The sequence below is a fragment of the Zobellella maritima genome (assembly GCF_003075035.1).
GTDB lineage: Bacteria > Pseudomonadota > Gammaproteobacteria > Enterobacterales > Aeromonadaceae > Oceanimonas > Oceanimonas maritima.
Genome location: NZ_QCZE01000001.1, coordinates 1,290,011 through 1,311,140, shown reverse-complemented (window position 1 = coordinate 1,311,140; position 21,130 = coordinate 1,290,011). Strand labels below are relative to the sequence as shown.

Below are 21,130 nucleotides of genomic sequence, written 5' to 3'. Positions count from 1 at the left end.
TACAACGACAGGCCGGAAACCCCGGCCTGTCGTTGTTTGGTTTTATTGCCCTTCATTTTTTTTGGTGCTGTGGCCGCCCCGGTCATCTGCATAACAACTGGCTGGAAACCGTAAAAATGGCATAGGTTTGCGGTTCTGGTGCTTAACTTGGCGCACGCTTTTATTCGCTGGGCTTGGTTGCCGTCAGTCGCCGCCGGACCGGCTCCTTAATCCGCTAGACATTGATGCTGACTTCATGTTTTATTTCAAACTGAAATGTTGCTTTTAATGGTTTAGCTGGAGGGATATATGAAGGGAAGCCGGATTACGAATTTTTTGTCACTTAGCCGTGAACATCCATGGGAGCTGGCCCCCTTTAGCGAACCCCTGGCAGGCGGCGGGACCGTGTCCGCCTGGGATACGGGGGTACTCTGTTTTGAACCGGCATCTCCGGGCAATAAAGATATCGTGATTTCCTGCGGTATCCATGGCAATGAAACAGCACCCATAGAGCTGTGCGAGCAGCTGCTGCGGGATCTGGTCGAGGGCAGACTGAGCTGCGGGCACCGATTGCTGCTGATATTTGGACATCCGGCAGCCATGAACCAGGGCGTACGCGAGCTTGAGGTCAATCTTAACCGGCTGTTTTCCGGCGCCCATGAGCGCGGGGAAAACGGCGGCCGGGAGCGGCAGCGGGCGGGCAGGCTGGAGCAGTATGTCGGCCGTTTTTTCGGCCAACGCACCGATACCGAGCGTCTGCATTATGATCTGCATACGGCCATCAGGCCTTCAAAGTACGAAAAGTTTGCCATCTATCCCTATACCCACGGCCAACCTTACAGTCGCCGCCAGTTGGCATTTCTACGGGACTGCGAGGTAGACACCATACTGCTGGCCCACGGGCCGACCACTACCTTCAGTTATTTCAGTGCCCATCGGTTCGGCGCCCACGCCTTTACCGTCGAACTGGGCAAGGTCATGCCCTTCGGCCAGAATGATATGGGCAGGTTCTCTGCGGTCGATCATTGCCTGCGCCAGCTGGTGAGCGAACCGGAGTGGGCGCCGGCACCCCTGGAGCCAGGTCAGATCCGGGTGTTCAAGGTCTGCCGGGAAATCATCAAGCAGAGCGATGCCTTTCACTTCCATTTTGGCAAGGATGTGGCTAACTTCACCGCCTTCGAACCGGGTGAGCTGCTGGCCGAAGACGCTGAGCATAGCTGGCGGGTGGGTGATCAGAGCGAGGCGGTGGTATTCCCCAATCCCGCCGTGGCCAAGGGTCAGCGGGCGGCACTGATGGTCCTTGATTATTCCCTTTCTGGCGCTGAGCTGGATTAATGTCTTGTCCCCGTCGTTGCCCGACGACGGGAAGTCTCTCTCGTCACCCTTAATATATCCGCCGCTGCCGTGCCACCCGGACCGGCGGCAGTCTCTGCCCTGACGCATCCATGACATAGCCACACAATGGCAGGACCGCTGTTACCTCCCTGCTTGCTGAGTAGCCGACGACCCTGGGTTCATTACGGCTCTACAAGATGTTCACGGGTATATGATGCAACATCACTCATTACATATGTGAACAATGTGTTGATTGTATTTAATGTATTGTGTAATCATTTTTGTATTCAATAATAGGGTGGCTTGCTTCACTCTTTTACTATGCTTCTGAACAACAGATGGAATATTATTTCTCAACGTGAAGGAATCACACATCATGAACTATGTCGGCAAACGCGCTCTTACCCTTTCCACGCTGGCACTGGTCGTCACCACGACCCCTTATGCCGCCGCGTTAAGCTGGTCTGATACCTACATTGGATACAGGTTTGGAGCAGAATTTACCGAGCCAAATAATCCAAATCATATACAAAAGCATATCATCCAATTTACCCATACCAGCGGCTATGCCTATGGGCAGAATTTCCTGAATGTGGATCTGCTGCAATCAGACAGCAATGACAAGGCAAACGGTGGCGACAAGGGGGCGACCGAAGCCTATGTGACTTATCGCCATCAGCTGCACCTGGGCAAGGTATTTGAGACCGATCTGGGCTTTGGTCCGGTGAAGGAAGTGGCGTTGTCAGCCGGCTTCGACTGGAACACTAAAAATACCGCCTTTGCACCGAAGAAGCGCCTGTTGCTGGTGGGGCCGACCCTGAAGTTTGATCTGCCCAGGGGTTTTGCCGATCTGAGCCTGTTCTATGCTTATGAGAAAAACCATTGTGGCCTGACGCCCTGTGGCTTACCGGGTAATCAGAAGGACATTAGCTTCGATCCCTATTATGTGGTCAGCGCGGCCTGGGGGATTCCGTTTATGGCGGGTCTTCTGCCGATGAAATTCCAGGGGTTTGCCAACTATAACGGCGAAAAGGGCAGGGATTACTTTAATGTGGAAACCAAGCCCGAGGTCCTGATGCGCAGCTCGCTGATGCTGGATATAGGCCAGTTGGCCTTCAACAAGCAAAATACCCTGTGGGCGGGAGTGGGGTATGAATACTGGCATAACAAGTTTGGTAACCATGGCAAGGCGGGCACCAACACCACGGCACCGACCTTCCAGCTTGAGTGGCATTTCTAGACCTGGATAGCGGGCACACCCCAGGTTCAGGCGGGAGGGCGCGTTATGGCCTCTCGCCTGCTGATCAGAATCGCCAGACCGCCAGTCCCTGGACGGCACTTTCGGTAATGTCACTGCCGAACTTGTTGTGCCAGTACTGGTATTCGATACCGACGAACAGCCGCTGAGGGTCGTTGAAGAGGGTTTTACCCAGGTCGTAACGCAACTGAGGCTGAGCCAAGAAGTGGCCCTTGACCTTGTCACCAAACTCATTGTCGCGGCTGCCGATATATTCGGCATGGCCTTCCAGGCTGAAGTCATGGCTGGCGAAGGCGAACGGAAAGGCCCAGGCGGTATCCAGCATCCAGATGTTTCCCTCCCTGGGTGCGCCGCCATCGGCGACCCCTGTGCTGTCATCGATATAGGCGGTAAGCAGGGTATTGAAGAAGGCGGCACCGGGGACCTTTAGCGCCAGCTGGAGACCGGGCAGATACTTGCGTATCTTGCTGTCGCCACCGGCATTGACACCCATGACCAGGCCCACATCTTTCACCGGCCCGAGGCTCAGCTCGGTGCCGCTGATCTTGCCCAGGCTGAAGTTGAAATAGCCCTCGCCGTACCAGTCTCGCCGACGTTGCCCGTCGTCCCAGTCGGAATAATCGATAAAGAAGAAGTTATCCCCATATTGCCAGCCGCTGGCATGCTGCAGGGTATAGACACTGGTGGTGGACTTCTGCTCGGGATCGGGGCCGAAAGGATTTTGCTTGAGTTCGCCCAGCTGGTAATGCAATTCGGTGTTGCTCCAATCTGCACCAACGGCCGGTGCAGCGGCAACGGCAATCAGCAATGCCAAGGCAGATCTTTTCATTATGACTCCCTGTCATGTAAGGAAAGGAAAGGTATCCGTGTTGCCGATAAATCGTGTTTATCCAAATGAAACATGTGGATAACACTCACGGTGCGATAATGTTACAGAACAGTCGGGGGTGGTTTTGTGATGAGTGTCACAATTTTAATTTAATCTTCATGTGAAGATTCTTCTTATGAAGAGACGTGCCGAGCAAGCAACGACAGTGGGTCTGCGGCTGTCGGCCCGCCACATACTACCGCTCAAGGGTGTGTCTTATGCTTGGCCGGGGCGTCGTTATGATGGGCTACTTTCGGTCCAAACGGGTAGCGTCGGTGGGTAAAGGCCCAGTGGTACAGGCTGGCAAAGGCGACCAGAAACAGGGTGCCGGTCAGGTTGGGCAGGATAAAGTCCATCGGCGGCAGGTGATTGCCCGACAGATAGATCAACAGGGGATTGGCGCCGGCCGGTGGATGCAGGGTATCGGTCAGCACCATCAGGGTGATCCCAAGGCCAAAGCAGGTGGCCAGGCCGAGCACGGGATCCGGCAGCCACTCCAGCCCGATCACGGCCAGACAGGTGGTCAGCAGGTGCCCCAGGATCACGTGTTTGGGGCGTGATAACGGCGCCGAAGGCAGCAGCAGTAGCAGCACCAGGGTGGCGCCCAGAGGTGCACTCAATACCATGAAGTGTGCCCAGCTCTTCAGATAGCTCAGGCAGACAATCGCCACGAAGGCAGCGATACCGGCGAAGGTGGCGTCTCGCAGACGGTGTTTGAAATGCATGGTGACCTCAAAGGGTTGGATATTATGAATGGCTATAAAGAAACGGATTAAATTGTATTCATAATGCATAAAAAATAAAAGGCAGTGTCTCCGTTAAAAGCTTATAACTTATATTGGAGGATGAAGATGCGTGAACATGAATCCCTGCGCAAGGCGCTGGCATGGTTGTTGGAGCAGGAGCAGATTACGGCAGAGCGGATCGCCGAGGCTTTGAACCATTTCGATTTGTCTCCACTGGATGAGGACTTCTTGCGACACTACTTTGCCAAGTACCCGCGTGAACCGCAGCCCGATCAGATAAAAAACACCCAGAGTGATGATTTTAAAGGCAATTAAACCTGCGGCTCTTTACAGGCACCGGCACCGGCAGTATGATGCATTCCGTTCCGGAGGGGTGGCAGAGTGGTTGAATGCACCGGTCTTGAAAACCGGCGTGGGTTTATAGCCCACCCAGGGTTCAAATCCCTGCTCCTCCGCCATAGTCGCTTTGCTAGCAAAGCAAAAAAACGCCAGGCTGTTAGCCTGGCGTTTTTTTATGCGCCCGTTGGCGCCTTCCTTTCACCCGGGCAGCGGTGTCACTCGCCACCGGGAAAGCCTTGGGGGGCTATTCCAGCAGGCCCTTTTCGTTAAAGTACCGACTGGCGCCCTCGTGCAGCGGTGAACTCAAGCCGACTTTGACCATCTGCTCTTTTTTCAGGTCGGCAAGCCTGGGATGTAGACGAACGAACCGTTCGAAGTTGTCGAATACAGCCCTGGTCAACTGATAAATGATCTCTTCCGAGATCTCGGCCCGGGTGACCAGGTTGGCGCCAACCCCGAAGGTCCTCACCTGTTCATCGACACCCCTGTACATCCCCGCCGGGATGCTGATGTAACGGTAATAGGCGTTGTCGGCCACCAGCTTGTCCACAACCTCACCACCGATCGGCACCAGGCTGACGTCACAGCGGTTGGCGGCTTCCTTGATGGAACCGTTGGGGTGACCCACGACATAGGCAAAGGCATCGATGCGATTGTCGCATAACGCCTGAGCATGATCGGCAGGGCGTAACTCAGACACCAGCTTGAAATCGTTCAAGGTCCAGCCATAGGCCGTGAACAGGTGCCCCATGGTCTGATGTTGGCCCGATCCCGGATGGCCGATATTGATCCGTTTACCTTTCAGGTCGTCGAAGCGGGTGATCCCGGCATCCTTGCGCGCCACTATGGTCACTGCTTCACCGTACAGGGCGAACACGGAACGCAGATCGCTGAACGCCGCCTGGCCGGCGAAATAACCACCACCATGATACGCCTGATACTCCAGGTCCGACTGGGTCAACGCCACTTCCAGTTCACCAGCCCGCAATGCGGTGAGGTTATCGGGGGAGCCGCCGCTACTCTCGACCGAGCAGCGAATGCCATGCTCGCTTCGACTCTGGTTGAGCAACCGGCAGATGGCCCCTCCGGTCGGATAATAGACGCCGGTAACGCCTCCGGTACCAATGGAGATAAAGGTCTGCTCGGTGGCCAGGACGTTCGGCAGGAGGGCGCTCAGGCTCAGGCCCAGGATGACGGCACCCAGGGGAGTGATCATTGACATAGTGCTCTTCCTTAGTGGCGTGGCAAGCATGTAGCTTGTGTTCAAGCCCTTAAAAGATAGTCAATAAATGCCAGTTAATGGTGCTGAATGGAGACGATTTGCGCTATGGGGGAATGTATCGGCAGTGAGCGGATGGGGAGGGGGCGTCTGTCACGCCCCTTCCCGCTACCCGTTAGCGGGCATTGATGGCCGCTATCATGCGATGCAGGGCTTCATCAAGCATGGCTCGGGGACAACCAAAGTTAAGCCGCACAAAGTCACTGCCACCGAACTGGCCACCGGGAGACAGGCCCACGCCTGCCTGTTCGAAGAAACCGATGGGATCCTCGAGCTCCAGCGCGCTGATATCGATCCAGGCCAGATAGGTTGCCTCGGGTGACAGCACCTTGACCCCCGGTACCTTGCCCAGCCGATCGACGATAATGTCCCGGTTCTGACGCAGGTAGGCCAGTTGCGCCTCCAGCCAGTCATCACCATCCTGATAGGCGGCTTCGGCGGCGACAAACCCCAGCAGGTTGACATCGGCCATGATGCCACGAGCGGCACGGGTGAAGCGGGTGCGCAGCTCGGCATTGGGGATCACCGCAAACGAGCAGCACAGACCGGCAATATTAAAGGTCTTGCTCGGTGCCATCAGGATGATGCTGCGGTCGGCGGCATCTTCGTCCAGGGCGGCATAGGGCAGGTGTTGTTTGCCTTTATCCAGAAGCAGATCGCAGTGGATCTCGTCGGAGCACACCAACAGGTTGTGGCGTTTGGCGATATCGTTGATGGCCAACAGCTCTTCCCTGCTGTAGATGGTGCCGCCCGGATTATGGGGATTGCAGAACAACAGCAGCTCGGCGTCCTTGGCCTGGGCTTCCAGCTCCTCCAGATCCAGCAGCCAGCGACCCTCCTTTTCGACCATGGACACATGGGCGGCCTTGCGGCCGTGGAAGCCGGGGGCATGCAGAAACGGATAATAGATAGGCTTGGGCATCAGGATGGAGTGGCCCGGCTCGCTGAAAGTCTGGCAGGCCAGGTTCAGGGCCGGTACCACACCCGGCATATACACCAGCCAGTCAGCTTCAATTTGCCAGTCATAACGTTCCGCCATACGGGCTATAATCAGTTCGGTCAGCGCCGGGCTGGGACGGCTGTAGCCGAAGATGCCGTGATCAACCCGCTGTCGTAGCGCCTCTATCACCGCCGGCGGGGCCTTGAATTCGGTATCCGCGACCCACATGGGCAGAATGTCGGTCCCTTCATATTTCAGCCACTTCAGTGCTCGGCTTGGCTTCCTGTCTATCCACTGATCAAAATCAAACATAGGTCATCCTGTTAACAACGAGAAGGCCAGCATAAGGAAGACGTCGGGGGCTGGCAAGTTCTCGCTGGCGAGGACGTATCCCTAAGCCGACACGGCCGAGCTGCTCAGGCCGTAATCCTGCCTGATCAGGGTCAGCAGTAGGCTTGCCGCGGGTCCGGGCGGTGTGGCCCGGGGCAGGATAAGGTGGGTAAAGCGCTTGCGCAAGCCATGATGGGCCATGGGCAAGCGCTGTAACTGACCGGCTTCCACCAGGGGGGAGATCACATCCAGCGGCAGCCAGGCGAAGCCGACGCCCCGGCGCAGCAGCGATAAGGTATCGTGCAGGTGGTTGATAATCCACCTTTGTTCGGTCCTGGCCCAGCCTTCTTCTTCCTCGCTGCCATCGGCCAGCACCAATTCCAGCTGATGTTCCAGCTCGACCTGGCTGATTTCGTCGAATTCGGTCAGTGGGTGGTTGGGGGCACACACGGGAACATAGGTGGTCGTGGCCAGGGGCAGGGCGCTCGCCCCGGAGAAGGTGCGGCTGGCCAGCACGATATCGGCGGCCTGCTTGGTGACCACCGTCTGGCAGCCGGATGGTTGGGCTTCCAGCAGATGGATGCGACAGCCCCGGGACTGATTGGTAAAGGCGGCCAGGGCATCGTATAGCGGCTGGCGCGGCAGCGATGCCTCAACCACGATACGCAGGAGCGGTTCCCAGCCCTTGGCCAGGACATCGGCCAATTGCTCCAGGCCTTCTATATCCTGGGTCAACTTACGGGAGCGGCGTAAAAATACTTCGCCGGCAGGGGTGAGATAGGCCTTCCTGCCTTTGACCTCCAACAGGGCCAGACCTAGTCCCTGTTGAAGTTTGGCAACCGCATGATTAAGAGAAGACTGGCTCTTGTTGAGGGCTTCTGCGGCCTGAGCATAACCGCCGCAGTCCACGACTGCCTGAAAAATACGCCACTGCTCTACCGTACTTTTGGGACGATACATGGCATTTCCTTTTGCGCTGAACAAGGACCTGGGCGGCCCTTGTGATGTTACTCCGATTAAACTATTTGTTTATTGTTAACCGGCTCAGCGATTCTTGCCAGTTCAATCAGTGGCGGGCTTGCTTACTTTGTCAGGCTGGGCGTCCAGTGACTGGCCGGTCACCGCCTGGCTGTCGTCGCCCATCAGGTAGAGGTAACTCGGCATGATCTCGGCCGGGGTACGCAGGCTTTCGGGATTCTCGCCCGGATAGGCGCGGGCGCGCATGGCGGTGCGGGTCGCCCCCGGGTTGATGCAGTTCACCCTGACCTGGGTATTGGACAACTCGTCGGCCAGTACCTGCATCATGCCCTCGGTGGCAAACTTGGAGACGGCATAGCTGCCCCAGTAGGCGCGGCCCTGTTTGCCGACACCGGAACTGGTGTAGATGATAGAGGAGGGGGCGCTGGCTTTCAGCAGCGGCAACAACGTCTGGGTCATCAGGAACTGGGATTTGAGATTGACCTGCATCACCTTGTCCCATTCATCTTCGCCGATCATGTCGAGCGGTCCCAGGGTGCCCAACAGGCTGGCATTGAACAATACCCCGTCGAGGCGACCAAATTGCTGTTTGATGGTTTCGGCCATATCCAGGTAGTGCTGGCGGGTCGCTCCCTGCAGGTCCAGGGGGATGATGGCCGGTTCTGGGCTGCCTTGCTCCAGCAGCTCATCATATACGGCTTCCAGTTTTTTCACGGTTTTACCCAGCAAGATCAGGGTGGCGCCGTGGGCGGCGAAGCTCAGCGCTGCTTGGCGCCCGATGCCGTCACCGGCGCCGGTAACCAGAATAACCTTGTTTTTCAATAGATCGGCCGATGGGTGATAGTCCTGCATGAAGCCTCTTTCACTTGAATGTTATGGAATGCAGGGATCAAACCAGACTCTGGCGTCGGATGCCAGTGGCTGGCTTAAAAAAGCGGAGGATTCTGAGCTGTCATGACGTCCGGGGGACCTGGTGAGCATTCAGCATCGAGCCTTGATCCCAAGGTAGCGCTATGAGGATCAGATATTTAGAATAGCGCCTGGCATAACTGAGGAGATCCCATGCTGGAATTTTTCTATGAGTACGGTTTATTTGTGGCCAAGAGCCTGACTTGGGTCTTGGCCATCGTGCTGCTGGTCGCCCTGGTGGCTGGGGTGGTGGCCAGGCAGAAGCAACAAGCCGAGCGGCTGGAAGTGGATGATATCAGTGCCCGGCTACAGCGTCAGAAACAGCGCCTGCAGCTGGCGAGTGCCGTAACAGAGGCGGAGCGCAAGGCGTTGAAACAGGAAGTAAAACGGGCCAGGAAGGAGGCCAAGAAAGCCGCTGTGACCCTCAAGCCCAAATTGTATGTGCTGGATTTCAAGGGCAGCATGGACGCCCACGAGGTCAGCGATCTGAGCCTGGAAGTCACCGCCCTGTTACAGCTGGCCCAACCCGGCGATGAAGTGCTGCTGCGGCTGGAGTCCGGTGGCGGCGTGGTCCATGGTTATGGGCTGGCGGCAGCCGAGCTTGGCCGGCTGAAGGAGCATGGCTTGAAATTGAATATCGCTATCGACAAGGTGGCGGCCAGCGGCGGTTACATGATGGCCTGTGTCGGTGAACAGATACTCGCGGCCCCCTTCGCCATCGTCGGCTCCATTGGTGTGGTTGCCCAGCTGCCTAATTTCAACAAGTTGTTGAAGAAGAAAGATATCGATATCGAGCTCCATACGGCGGGGCAGTACAAGCGTACCCTGACATTGTTTGGTGAAAATGACGATGAAGGTCGCGCCAAGTTCCGCGAGGAACTGGAAGTCATCCATCAGCGTTTCAAGGACTTTATCCAGACCAACCGCCCGGCGCTGGCGCTGGACAAGGTGGCCACCGGCGAACATTGGCTGGCGGCAGACGCCAAGGAACTGGGTCTGGTAGACCGGCTGATGACCAGTAGCCAGTATCTGCTGGACAAGGTTGACAGTCATCATGTCATCAGCCTGAGACACAAACCGAAGCAAACCCTGAAAGACAAATTGGCCAAGGCGGCGGAAGCCGGTGTCAACCGCGCGCTGCTTAAATTGTACGAGGCGGGACAGCGGCCCTTTGGTTGAATGGGCTCTTCTGCCCATTTATTGCCCACTCGCACGCGTGCCTTGATTTTATGGTTTACAAGCCAGGGTAGGCTGCGTAATATTGGCGCCCGTCGGAGGGGTGGCAGAGTGGTTTAATGCACCGGTCTTGAAAACCGGCGTGGGTTTATAGCCCACCCAGGGTTCAAATCCCTGCTCCTCCGCCATATTGAAAATGGATGACTCGTCAGCCACTTGACGGGTAAACAAAAGCCCAGCATCTTGCCATGCTGGGCTTTTTGCTATTCTATTGCTGCCATTTAACTCCCTCCAGCTTGGTGTATTTCCCCTATGACACAGATATTGTTGGCCCACCCGGACTTTTATGCTGTCAATAAAGCCGCCGGCATCGGCATGCACCAGGAAGGGCCGGAGGCCGGCCTGGTCCGCGTGCTGGGTGAGCAGCTGGGCGAGACCCTGTATCCGGTGCACCGACTGGATAAAATGACCACAGGCGTACTGTTGCTGGCCCGTAACCCTGAGGCAAACCGGGTGTTAAGCCGGCAGTTTGCCGAACGGACTATCGGAAAAACCTACCTGGCGTTAAGCGATCGCAGGCCGGCCAAGAAGCAAGGCTGGGTGAAAGGGGATATGGAAAAGGCCCGACGGGGCAGCTGGAAGCTGACCCGTACCCAACATAACCCGGCGGTGAGCCGGTTTTACTCCCATGCTTTGGATCAGGGGTTGAGGGCGTTCGTGATCCTCCCCCGGACCGGCAAAACCCACCAGATCCGGGTGGCGCTGAAAAGCATCGGCTGTCCCATACTGGGTGATGTACGCTATGGCGGCACACCGGCGGATCGGGGCTACCTGCATGCCTGGCGGCTGGACTTCCACTATGGCGGCGAGGACTTTCACTTGCAGGCATCCCTGGAGGAAGGCGCTTTGTTTGTCAAACATGGGGAGGCCATGACCATGTGGGCTGCCAGCCTGGCGCCCTGACACACTTTGTTACAAAGTGACATGTTTGTGCAGTATCAAATGGCTATGCTCTCCTGAATTTTCAACGGGAGATGACATCATGCCATGGGGTAATCAAAAACATATCTACGGGAAAACAAGCCGCCTGTTTCATCTGGGCATGGCGCTGCTGGTGTTTGTGATTGTTGCCTTGGCCTGGTATGCAGACAGCCTGCCCAGGGGGCCTGAGAAAGGGGAGCTTTTCTTCTGGCACAAGAGCGTTGGCGTACTGTTGCTGGGGCTGGCCATTGTCCGGCTGATCTGGCATCGGTTTTCTCCGGTACCGCCTGCCCTTGTGCAGGGACGGCAAGCTAAACTGGTTAAAGCGGGTCATTGTCTGCTCTATGCCCTGATGGTTGCCATGCCGGCGCTGGGACTGGTGATGTCGGTAGCCGGTGGCCGCGATGTACAGGTCTTCAACTGGTTCACCATCCCCGGCTGGGATAGCAAGGTAGAATGGCTCGGCTCTGCAGCTCACAGTGGCCATTTGCTGGCTGCCAAGCTACTGATTGCCGTTATCGTACTGCATGTGGCCGCGGCCCTGTACCACAAGCTGGTGGCTCGGGATGGGGTATGGGAGCGGATGTTCGGCCGTTAATGATAATGTAACGGAGGCATCATGCAATACTGGATTATGGGTGCGGGCGGTATCGGTTGTGCACTGTCCAGCCAGTGCCGTAGGCAGGGACATGCAGTGACTTTGCTCAGCCGGACTCAGCCAGGAGTCAGCGTTGATGAATGGGTTGAGGTTGACAATACCGATGCCGAGGCCCTGTACAGACAGACGGCCAATCTGCCCCTGCCGGACCGGGTGATCAATACGGTCGGCATGTTGCATGACGACTGTCATCAGCCGGAAAAACGGATAGAGCAGCTGGATGAGGCTGCTTTACTTGCCAGTGTTCATATCAATACCTGGCCAACCCTGGCCATGGGCCAGTTGCTTTCCCGTCGGCTTGATAGGCAGTATCCCCTGCTGTTTGCCGCCCTGTCTGCCCGGGTGGGGAGTATTAGCGATAATCGTGGTGGTGGCTGGTATAGCTATCGTATCAGCAAGGCGGCACTCAACATGGCCATCAGGACCCTAGGGGTAGAATGGCAGCGGCGTTTTCCTGCCGCCTGCGTGGTGGGACTGCATCCGGGGACTGTGGCCACCGGATTGTCGGCACCCTTCCATGCCGGTTTGCCCGAAGGTCAGTTACGGCAGCCTGCACAGGCAGCCGTGCATTTACTGCAGGTACTGGACCAATTAACGCCGGCGCAGTCGGGTTATCTTTATGCCTGGGATGGCAGCCTGATCCAGCCTTGAGCGGCTGGTTCCTGCCCATTGACTAACGCCCAATCGTGTCAACGGCGATGCAGGACCCGCGGTATCGGGTAGTGGCCGCTGCGATAGTTGCCGCGTATGGCATCCAGGGTCAGGGACAGCACCTGCTGTGCCACCATATGGTGATCCTGGGCTATGGTGCTGATCGGCGTGGACATAAAGTCCAATAGCCGGTGATCACCGAAGGTACCCAGCTTGAGCCCGGACGGAAGTCGGGCTTCATACTGGTAAAAATAATCCAGCACTCCTTCCAGTAACACGAACGCCGTGGTGACGATGGCCTGGGGATGTTGCCAGTTCACGTCCTCCAGCTCATTGAGCAGACGGAACGCGGTTTGCCGGTCGAATCGATCGCCATACAGCACCTGATAAGAAACCCCGGAGGACTCCAACGCCTTGATAAAACCCTGCTCACGCTCCAGGCTGACCCCCAGGCCTGGCGCGGCGGATATCAGCCAGACCTGCTCCAGATCCGGGGTAGCCAGGGTCTGGGCCAGGCGGAACGACGACGCCCGGTTTTCGCTGCTGACGGAGATAAGCGGCGGGGGCAGGGAGCGGTCAACGCCGATCACCGGCATGTCCTGATGAAGCCGCAGGTAAAAATCCTCTTCCGGCGGCAGGCAGGACGCCACGATCAGGGCATCGACCCGGCGTCCCTTGAGCATCATCGCCAGTTCCCGTTCTGTATCCGCGTCATCGTCTGAGCAGGTGATCAGCAGCTGAAAACCGGCCTGGCGGGCCTGCGATTCCAGCAATTTGGCCAGGCGGGCATAGCTGGGGTTGTCCAGGTCGGGCACGATCAGGCCAAAGGTATGGGAAAGGGCGCCGCGCAAGGCGGCCGCCTGCCGGTCTGGCTGGTAGTTGTGGGCCTTGACCACCGCCATTACCTTGTCCTGGGTGGCCTGGCTTATCCTGTGTTGTTCGGCCTTACCGTTGATTACGTAGCTGGCGGTCGTGCGAGATACGCCGGCCAGGCGGGCCACTTCATCCAGTTTCATGTTAAAAGTCCGTAAAAATGTGCACTGGATCATATCATCATCATCCACCTGGGCGGATAACTTGCGCGACATGCTGAAACGATTCAGTATTGGTTCAGTTATAAAATAATCATTGTTGTTTCAATCTTGATCCAGGATGTAATGATCCTTGTAAATTAGCGGGTGATGTCATGCTTTCACTGTCTACACAAGACGTACAAATAGGTATCCGGCTGGCCGATAAACACGCGGTCATTGCCGAACTGGCCAGCTGGCTGGAGCGGGATGGCCTGGTGGCGTCCGGCTATGACGCCGGTATGTTGGCCCGGGAAGCGCAAACCGCCACCTATCTGGGGCAGGGGATCGCCATTCCCCATGGTACCCCGGATACACGGCATCTGGTACTAAAAACCGGTATCAAGGCGCTCCACCTGCCAGACGGCGTGGAATGGGGTGACGGCGAAAAAGCCTACCTGGTGCTGGGCATTGCCGCCGGCTCCGACGAGCACCTTGGCCTGCTGAAACAGCTGGCTCGCTCCCTGTCACAGGATGACCTGGCCGAGCAGGTCCGTGCCGCCCGTCAGCCACAGGATATCCTACGGCTGCTGCAAGGTGAGGAAGAACAACTGGCCCTGAGCGGCCGGCAACTGGGTGTCCGGGTGCCGGCCAGCTCCCTGTCACAGCTGACCAAGCAAGCATGTGAACTGATGGACGCGGATGCGGCGGAGCAACAGGCGCTTGGCAGTGCGAGTTACCTGGGGCAAGGCTGGTGGTTGAGCCAGGTCGCCGCCAGCAAAGAGGCCAAGGCGGCACTGGTTACCCCGTCCGCCGCGTTTGAGCATCAACAGCAACCGGTGCAAGGCTTGCTTGCCCTGGCTTCACGCGGCAGTACCCATAAAAATATCCTGAATCAGCTGGCCGATTGGCTGGTGGCCGGGCAAGGCTCGGAGCTGGCCGGTCACGCATCGGCCGACGCTCTGCGGGCAGCCCTGGATAGCGGCCCGGGCGGAACCATTGGTGGTGAGCTGCAGGTACAGGTGCGCAACCCCCATGGTCTGCATGCCCGTCCCGGTGCCATGCTGGTGAAGGTAGCCAAGCAATTCAAGGCCGATATCCAGGTACGCAACCTGGACGGCTCAGGCAAGCCGGTGTCGGCCAAAAGCCTGATGAAAATCATGACCCTGGGAGTAAAGCTGGGCCATACCCTGGCCTTCAGCGCTTCGGGCGATGATGCAGATGCTGCGATAAAAGGCATGGTGGCGGCCGTGGAGTCCGGCCTGGGTGAAGATACGGTGGATCCGGTTGTCGAGCCAGTTCAGTCCGAAGCCCAATCCGATACCCAGACCTCAACCCCGGCCCTGGCTGCCAACGAGCGGCTGGTAACGGTGCGCAATGCCCATGGCCTGCACGCCCGCCCCGGCGCCATGCTGGTGCAGACCGCCAAGAAATATGAAGCCAAGATTGAGCTGCGCAATCTGGACGGCGACGGTCACAGCGTCTCGGCCAAGAGCCTGATGAAGGTGATAAGCCTGGGCGTCAAGGCCGGTCACCAGCTGGTATTCAAGGCCGATGGCGTCGATGCGGAGCAAGCCCTGGCGGGTCTGGTCGAGGCGGTGGAGTCCGGCCTGGGCGAAGAGATAAGCCCCCAGGCAACGCCTGCTGCACAGGAGGCAGCGGCGGAGGTGGGTAGCCAGCCCGAGATGCACCAGGTACACGACATCGCGCCCAATACCGAGCTGCAGGGGGTGGCCGCCTCGCCGGGCACCGCCATAGGACCGGTATTCGTCGAGGCGGCCATGGTGTTTGACTACCCGGAGCGGGCCGACGACGCCACCGCGGAGCAGGCGAAGCTGAATGCCGCGCTCAAGCAGGCCGATGAGGATCTGGCCGCCAGTGTGGCCGAGGCAACGCAGACCCAGGCGAAAGAAATCATGGCCATGCACCGGGAGTTGCTGGACGATCCCTCCCTGGCTGAAGGCGCGGTGGAACGCATTAAACAAGGCCAATCCGCCCAAGCTGCCTGGTGGTCGGAGATCGATTCCGCCGCCACCCTGCAAGCGGCCAACCCCGATACTTTGCTGGCCGAACGGGCTGCCGATATCCGGGATATCGGCCGTCGGGTGATGGCTATCCTGTGTAACACTCCTTTACTGGAAAAACCGGCCACACCCTATATCTGGGTGGCGGAGGACATAGGTCCCTCGGACGTGGTGAACATGGATCCAGACAAGGTGTTGGGCATGGTGACCGCCGGTGGCGGGGCCTCTTCCCACAGCGCCATCCTTGCTCGTTCTCTGGGCATTCCGGCCTTGGTCGGCATGGGGGGGGGCGTGATGACTCTGGCCCAGGATACCCAGGTTATCCTTGACGGCGAGGCCGGCACCCTGTGGGTCGCCCCCGAGTCGAAGGCCCTGGAGCAGGCCAAGGCCCGTCAGCAGAAAGAAAAGGAGCTGGCTGAAAAGGCTTGGGAAAGCCGCCATCAGCATGCGGCCACCCGTGATCAGCACAGGGTTGAAGTCTGTGCCAACCTGGGTGACACCGCCAAGGCAGTGGAAGCGGTGGAGGCCGGTGCTGAAGGCGTCGGTTTGCTGCGTACCGAGTTTGTGTTCATGGCCCAGAGCAGTGCCCCGGATCTGACCAGCCAGGTTGCCGAATACAAGAAAGCCATCGATGCCCTGGACGGACGCCCCCTGGTGGCCCGGACCCTGGATGTGGGTGGCGACAAGCCGCTGCCGTACTGGCCGGTGCCGAAAGAGGAGAACCCCTTCCTCGGAGTGCGTGGCATTCGTTTGTGCATGAAGCAGCCTGAACTGCTCGAAACCCAGTTGCGGGCCCTGCTGACCGCCGCAGGCAATCAGCCGATCCGCATCATGTTCCCCATGGTCGCCGACTGGTCCGAGTGGCGTTGGGCCAAGCAGATGTTCGATCGGGTACAGGCCGAGATACAAGCCCCTGATGTCCAGCTGGGCATCATGGTTGAAGTACCTTCCGCTGCCCTCAATGCCCATGTGTTTGCCGAAGAGGCCGACTTCTTCAGCATCGGCACCAACGATCTGACCCAGTATACCCTGGCGGTGGACCGGGGTAATGGCGAGCTGGCTACCTTGTCCGACGGCCTGAATCCGGCGGTGTTGCGGTTGATCAAGATGACGGTGGACGCCGCCCACGCCAAAGGCAAATGGGTCGGGGTCTGCGGCGAGCTGGGGTCCGATCCCAAGGCCTTACCCGTGCTGCTGGGCCTGGGGGTGGACGAATTGTCGGTCAGCCTGAAACGGGTTCCGCTGGTTAAGGCTCAGGTGAGGGACTGGAGCCTGGCCCGCTGTCGTGAACTGGCCGAACAGGCCCTGGTGGCACAAGATGCCGAGGCCGTGCGTGCCCTGGTAGGAGAAGCAAAATGAGTATTCTGACTCTGACCCTCAATCCGGCGCTGGATTTGACGGTTTCACTTGAGCAATTGGCGCTGGGCAGTGTGAACCTGGCCAAATCGGGACACCTGGGCGCGGCGGGCAAGGGCATCAATGTCGCCCGGGTACTGAGTGATCTGGGGCACACCCCCAAGGTCAGCGGCTTCCTGGGCCTGGACAACGACGCCGCGTTTCGGGCGCTATTCAACCAGCACGGTATCGATGATGCTTTCGTACGCCTGACCGGCAATACCCGGGTCAACGTCAAGGTCAGCGAAGCAAGCGGTCGGGTGACCGATATCAACCTGCCCGGGCTGCAGGTGTCCGATACCGAATGGAATCGGCTACTGGCCCGGCTGGAATCCCTGGCCAATGGTTTCGATACCCTGGTGGTGGCGGGCAGCCTGCCACCCGGGGTTCGTCCCCAGCAGCTGGAGGGCATGATTGAAATGTGGCGCGAGCGGGGCAAGCAGGTGCTGCTTGACGCCAGTGGCGGTGCCCTCAAGGCCGGTATAAAGGGGCTGCCTTCGTTGATCAAACCCAATATCGATGAACTGGCGGATCTGGTGGGCCGTCCGGTCAGCGAGGGTATGGATCTGGTGGCCTGTGCCCGGGAAATACAGGCCCAGGGCATAGCGCATGTGGTGGTCTCGGCCGGGGAAGAGGGGGTGCACTGGTTTGGCCCCAGGGGCTATTGGCGCGCCCAGGTACCGCAGGTCAAGGTGGTCAGCACCGTTGGTGCCGGTGATTCCCTGGTTGCCGGCCTGTGCGCCGGTTTTGTCGAGGGCTTGTCTGAAGAACAAACACTGCGCCGGGCCTGCGCCCTGTCGGTGATGGCCGTGACCCAGGTTGGGGTAGGTATTCGCAATCAGAAGGAACTGCATGGCTATGAGCAGGCCATTGTGGTCGAGCGAGTAGAAGTATGAAGGAGATTCAAATGAAAGCGCTTGTTGTTACCGCCTGCCCGACGGGCATGGCCAGCAGTTACATGGCGGCACGGGTGCTGCGCCAGGCCGCTACAGAGCTGGGCTGGGATGTGGCGGTGGAATGCCATAGCCAGCTGGAACCGATAGTACCCTTTACCGCAGAGCAGCTGGCCCGGGCTGAGCTGGTGGTGGTGGCCGCCGGTTCCGAGCTGGATTTGTCCCGCTTCAACGGTAAACGCATATATCATACCGATATCCAGTCGGCGTTGAATAACCCCAAGGACTATCTGCAGCAGGCGGTGTCGGCGGCTGAGGTTCAGCAGGTCAGCGCGGCGGCGCCAGGCAAGACCCGCCTGGTGGCGGTGACGGCCTGTCCTACCGGGGTTGCCCATACCTTTATGTCAGCCGAGGCACTGGATGAAACTGCCAGGTCCATGGGGATGGAGATCAAGGTCGAAACCCAGGGCTCGGTCGGAGCGCAAAATGCGCTGACCGCCGAGGATATTGCTGCCGCCGATTGTGTGCTCATCGCCGCCGATATCGAAGTGGACCTGAGCCGTTTCAACGGCAAGCGGTTGTATCGCACCAGTACCGGACAGGCGTTGAAAAAGCCGAAACCGACCATAGAGACGGCGCTGGCCGAGGCCCAGGTGCACCGGCATCAGGCGCAGAGCAACAATGAAAAGGCGGACGAGAAGAAAAAAGCCGGTCCCTATCAGCATCTGCTGACCGGGGTGTCCTTTATGTTGCCGATGGTGGTGGCCGGTGGCCTGATCATCGCCCTGTCCTTCGTGTTCGGGATCGAGGCCTTCAAAGAAGAAGGTACCCTGGCGGCGGCGCTGATGCGGATTGGTGGCGCCTCGGCCTTTGCCTTGATGATCCCGGTGCTGGCCGGTTACATCGCCTATTCCATTGCCGACCGCCCGGGGATTGCCCCCGGCATGATTGGCGGCATGCTGGCCAGCTCCCTGGGTGCCGGTTTCCTCGGCGGTATTGCCGCCGGTTTCCTGGCCGGCTACAGCGCTCGCTGGCTGGCGACCAGGGTGCCCATGCCCAAAGCCCTGGAAGCGTTGAAGCCGATCCTGGTGATCCCGCTGTTCGCCAGCCTGTTTACCGGCCTGGTGATGATCTATGTGGTGGGCGGTCCTGTCTCCGGCATCATGAACGGGATGACCGTTTTCCTCAATAACATGGGGTCGGCCAATGCGGTTCTGCTGGGCATATTGCTGGGGGCCATGATGTGCTTCGATATGGGCGGGCCGGTCAACAAGGCGGCCTATGCCTTTGGTGTGGGGCTGCTGGCATCGGAAACCTATGCGCCAATGGCAGCTGTGATGGCGGCCGGCATGGTGCCTGCGCTGGGCATGGGCATTGCCACCTTCCTGGCACGACGCAAGTTTAACGACAGCGAGCGGGAAGCGGGCAAGGCCTCCTTCGTGCTGGGGCTGTGTTTTATCTCCGAAGGCGCCATCCCCTTTGCCGCCCGGGATCCGTTGCGGGTGATCCCGAGCTGCATGCTGGGCGGCGCCCTGGCCGGTGCCCTGTCGATGCTGTTTGGAGCCAAGCTGCTGGCACCCCATGGCGGTATCTTCGTGTTCTTTATTCCCAATGCGGTAACCGCCCTGCTGTGGTATGTCATCGCCATTGCTGCTGGCGCCTTGCTGACAGGGGTACTCTATTCGGTGCTCAAGCGCAGCGATGCGGAACTGATCGGCACCACCGGGGTAGCGGCCAAGGCCTGAGCCTTGCTGATGTCGCACTAAGCAGAAGGGCCGTGGATTACTCCACGGCCCTTCTTTACTCTTCTTCTTTATACTCTTCTTTCAGCTTTCCTGTTCTTTGTCCTTGAGCATATGTCCCAGCTTGCCGGCCTTGGTATCCAGATAATGTTCGTTAAAGGGGTTGCGACCTTCCTGTAGGGGAACCCGCTCCACTATCTTGATCCCGAAGTTTTCCATTGCCTTCACTTTGCGCGGATTATTGGTCATCAAGCGCAGGTGGGTCACGCCCAGGCTATGCAGCATATCGGCACAAATGGTGTAGTCGCGCATGTCGGCGGCGAACCCCAGGGCGACGTTGGCCTCGACGGTATCTTTTCCCTGATCCTGCAGATGATAGGCATGGATTTTGTTTAACAAGCCAATGCCTCTGCCTTCCTGGCGCACATACAAGAGCACACCGCGACCGGTTTTGGCGATGTTTTCCAGCGCCGCCTGCAATTGAAAACCACAGTCACAGCGCAGGCTGAACAGGGCATCGCCGGTCAGACATTCGGAATGAATACGACCCAACACCGGCTCACCATCTGTTATATCGCCCATCACCAGGGCGGCATGGTCCTTGCCAGTTCCTTTTTCTTCAAAACCTACCAGGGTAAAAGTGCCCCAAGGAGTCGGCAGTTTTGAGTTTGCCATCCGGGTAACACTGCTCATGGCCTTCCTCATAAATTACGGCGAGTGATAAAATGGCGTTATTGTAAAGCGGATGGACGCCGAGGTATAGGCACAATAGCATTCCCTTCCTGCCCCCCTCATTTCCTCAAAAACTTATGTTAATTAATTGTATCTCATGCCTTTGCCGGTCAATTTCGATATAATGGGCCGGTGCGGCACCCATGAGTGCCCAATCAATCAATTTTCTGGAGGATGCAATGTCTGAACTAGCTCCCGTCATCACAGTCGATGGCCCGGGCGGTGCCGGCAAGGGAACCCTGTGTCAACTGCTGGCCGAAAAAATGGACTGGCATCTGCTGGATTCCGGCGCGATATATCGCGTGCTAGCGCTGGCGGCACTGCATCATGATGTAGCCCTGAATGATGAAAGCGGGCTGATGCCGCTTGCGGCGCATCTTGACGTGCAGTTTCCGGTAGTAAACGGGCAGGTGAAAACCATACTGGAAGGCGAGGATGTGTCTCGCCCTATCCGTACCGAGAAAATGGGAGAGGCGGCCAGCCAGGTGGCGGCATTTCCCCGGGTGCGGGAAGCCCTGCTGCGACGTCAGCGCGCATTCCGGACCAGCCCCGGGCTGATCGCCGATGGCCGGGACATGGGGACAGTGGTGTTCCCCGATGCTGAAGTCAAAATTTTCCTCGATGCCAGTGCCGAGGAAAGGGCCCTGCGACGGCTTAAACAGTTGCAAGATAAGGGCTTTGATGTTAGTTTTGACCGCCTTTTAAGCGAAATTCAGGCGCGTGACGACCGGGATAGAAACCGAGCCGTGGCGCCCCTTAAGGCAGCCGCGGATGCCCTGGTCATTGATTCCACCCATTTGTCCATTGCCGAAGTGCTGGACAAGGTGCTGAGCCATACTAAGGTTATTCTTGGTCGCTGACGCGATTTGGCAATGCCGGCCTTAAGGAACGAGGCGGCCAATGTTAA

Annotated in this window: 19 protein-coding genes and 2 tRNA genes; 13 read left to right on the top strand and 8 right to left on the bottom strand. The window is 58.2% G+C overall.

The genetic code is table 11. The annotated features are described in order from the left end of the window. Positions 1–288 precede the first annotated feature (288 nt). Together astE and DCS96_RS05965 are read left to right on the top strand one after the other, a co-directional pair. On the top strand, positions 289–1,314 hold the full coding sequence (gene astE / locus DCS96_RS05970; RefSeq protein WP_116473398.1) for a succinylglutamate desuccinylase: 1,026 nt from the start codon (positions 289–291) through the stop codon (positions 1,312–1,314). A gap of 376 nt (positions 1,315–1,690) precedes the next feature. Further along, positions 1,691–2,554, top strand: coding sequence for a hypothetical protein (locus DCS96_RS05965; RefSeq protein ID WP_198649935.1), 864 nt, complete (start codon positions 1,691–1,693; stop codon positions 2,552–2,554). 64 nt (positions 2,555–2,618) lie between these two features. On the opposite strand, the gene DCS96_RS05960 is transcribed toward DCS96_RS05965, so the two are convergent. Together DCS96_RS05960 and DCS96_RS05955 are read right to left on the bottom strand one after the other, a co-directional pair. Next, complete coding sequence (locus DCS96_RS05960; RefSeq protein WP_116473397.1) at positions 2,619–3,401, bottom strand: nucleoside-binding protein; 783 nt, start codon at positions 3,399–3,401, stop codon at positions 2,619–2,621. Between the two features lie 242 nt (positions 3,402–3,643). Further along, positions 3,644–4,165, bottom strand: a complete 522-nt coding sequence (locus DCS96_RS05955; protein WP_116474546.1) for an HPP family protein — start codon at positions 4,163–4,165, stop codon at positions 3,644–3,646. 126 nt (positions 4,166–4,291) lie between these two features. Between DCS96_RS05955 and DCS96_RS05950 the strand changes: the two genes are divergently transcribed. Both DCS96_RS05950 and DCS96_RS05945 read left to right on the top strand, forming a co-directional pair. Further along, complete coding sequence (locus tag DCS96_RS05950) at positions 4,292–4,501, top strand: hypothetical protein (RefSeq protein WP_116473396.1); 210 nt, start codon at positions 4,292–4,294, stop codon at positions 4,499–4,501. A gap of 52 nt (positions 4,502–4,553) precedes the next feature. Then, positions 4,554–4,644 (top strand) — tRNA-Ser (locus tag DCS96_RS05945). Positions 4,645–4,769: 125 nt separating this feature from the next. Here the strand turns inward: DCS96_RS05945 and DCS96_RS05940 are convergent. From DCS96_RS05940 to DCS96_RS05925, 4 genes are all read right to left on the bottom strand, one after another. Then, positions 4,770–5,747, bottom strand: a complete 978-nt coding sequence (locus DCS96_RS05940; protein WP_116473395.1) for a TAXI family TRAP transporter solute-binding subunit — start codon at positions 5,745–5,747, stop codon at positions 4,770–4,772. Positions 5,748–5,919: 172 nt separating this feature from the next. After that, entirely contained in the window at positions 5,920–7,056 is a 1,137-nt protein-coding gene (locus DCS96_RS05935) for a MalY/PatB family protein (RefSeq protein ID WP_116473394.1), read from the bottom strand. Between the two features lie 81 nt (positions 7,057–7,137). After that, on the bottom strand, positions 7,138–8,034 hold the full coding sequence (locus DCS96_RS05930; RefSeq protein WP_116473393.1) for a LysR family transcriptional regulator: 897 nt from the start codon (positions 8,032–8,034) through the stop codon (positions 7,138–7,140). Positions 8,035–8,136: 102 nt separating this feature from the next. After that, positions 8,137–8,904 carry a YciK family oxidoreductase gene (locus DCS96_RS05925; protein WP_116473392.1) on the bottom strand — a complete coding sequence of 256 codons (768 nt, stop codon included), beginning with the start codon at positions 8,902–8,904 and terminating at the stop codon, positions 8,137–8,139. A gap of 213 nt (positions 8,905–9,117) precedes the next feature. Here DCS96_RS05925 and sohB point away from each other — a divergent pair, with 213 nt between their 5' ends. From sohB to DCS96_RS05900, 5 genes are all read left to right on the top strand, one after another. Further along, positions 9,118–10,140, top strand: coding sequence for a protease SohB (gene sohB / locus DCS96_RS05920; RefSeq protein WP_116474545.1), 1,023 nt, complete (start codon positions 9,118–9,120; stop codon positions 10,138–10,140). A 94-nt stretch (positions 10,141–10,234) separates the two neighbouring features. Then, positions 10,235–10,325: transfer RNA gene (locus tag DCS96_RS05915), tRNA-Ser, on the top strand. A 124-nt stretch (positions 10,326–10,449) separates the two neighbouring features. Next, a complete protein-coding gene (locus tag DCS96_RS05910; protein ID WP_116473391.1) occupies positions 10,450–11,100 on the top strand; it encodes a TIGR01621 family pseudouridine synthase in 651 nt (216 codons plus the stop codon). A 79-nt stretch (positions 11,101–11,179) separates the two neighbouring features. Then, complete coding sequence (locus DCS96_RS05905) at positions 11,180–11,716, top strand: cytochrome b (RefSeq protein ID WP_116473390.1); 537 nt, start codon at positions 11,180–11,182, stop codon at positions 11,714–11,716. A gap of 21 nt (positions 11,717–11,737) precedes the next feature. Further along, on the top strand, positions 11,738–12,427 hold the full coding sequence (locus DCS96_RS05900; protein ID WP_116473389.1) for an SDR family NAD(P)-dependent oxidoreductase: 690 nt from the start codon (positions 11,738–11,740) through the stop codon (positions 12,425–12,427). 38 nt (positions 12,428–12,465) lie between these two features. Here the strand turns inward: DCS96_RS05900 and cra are convergent, their stop codons facing one another. After that, on the bottom strand, positions 12,466–13,443 hold the full coding sequence (gene cra, locus DCS96_RS05895) for a catabolite repressor/activator (protein ID WP_116474544.1): 978 nt from the start codon (positions 13,441–13,443) through the stop codon (positions 12,466–12,468). Positions 13,444–13,613: 170 nt separating this feature from the next. Between cra and ptsP the strand changes: the two genes are divergently transcribed. The 3 genes from ptsP to DCS96_RS05880 are packed head-to-tail and all read left to right on the top strand — an operon-like array spanning position 13,614 to position 19,494. Further along, the gene (gene ptsP / locus DCS96_RS19040; protein WP_232818193.1) at positions 13,614–16,820 is read left to right on the top strand and encodes a phosphoenolpyruvate--protein phosphotransferase; all 3,207 of its coding nucleotides are present in this window, start codon (positions 13,614–13,616) and stop codon (positions 16,818–16,820) included. Continuing rightward, positions 16,817–17,752: a 1-phosphofructokinase gene (gene pfkB / locus DCS96_RS05885; RefSeq protein ID WP_116473388.1), complete on the top strand. Its 936-nt coding sequence runs from the start codon at positions 16,817–16,819 to the stop codon at positions 17,750–17,752. The genes ptsP and pfkB overlap by 4 nt, the downstream gene beginning before the upstream one ends. 11 nt (positions 17,753–17,763) lie before the next feature. Beyond that, complete coding sequence (locus DCS96_RS05880) at positions 17,764–19,494, top strand: PTS fructose-like transporter subunit IIB (RefSeq protein ID WP_116473387.1); 1,731 nt, start codon at positions 17,764–17,766, stop codon at positions 19,492–19,494. An 81-nt stretch (positions 19,495–19,575) separates the two neighbouring features. Here the strand turns inward: DCS96_RS05880 and ribA are convergent, their stop codons facing one another. Continuing rightward, positions 19,576–20,184 carry a GTP cyclohydrolase II gene (gene ribA / locus DCS96_RS05875; RefSeq protein ID WP_116473386.1) on the bottom strand — a complete coding sequence of 203 codons (609 nt, stop codon included), beginning with the start codon at positions 20,182–20,184 and terminating at the stop codon, positions 19,576–19,578. A 218-nt stretch (positions 20,185–20,402) separates the two neighbouring features. Between ribA and cmk the strand changes: the two genes are divergently transcribed. Continuing rightward, positions 20,403–21,083: a (d)CMP kinase gene (gene cmk, locus DCS96_RS05870; RefSeq protein WP_116473385.1), complete on the top strand. Its 681-nt coding sequence runs from the start codon at positions 20,403–20,405 to the stop codon at positions 21,081–21,083. Positions 21,084–21,130 lie beyond the last annotated feature (47 nt).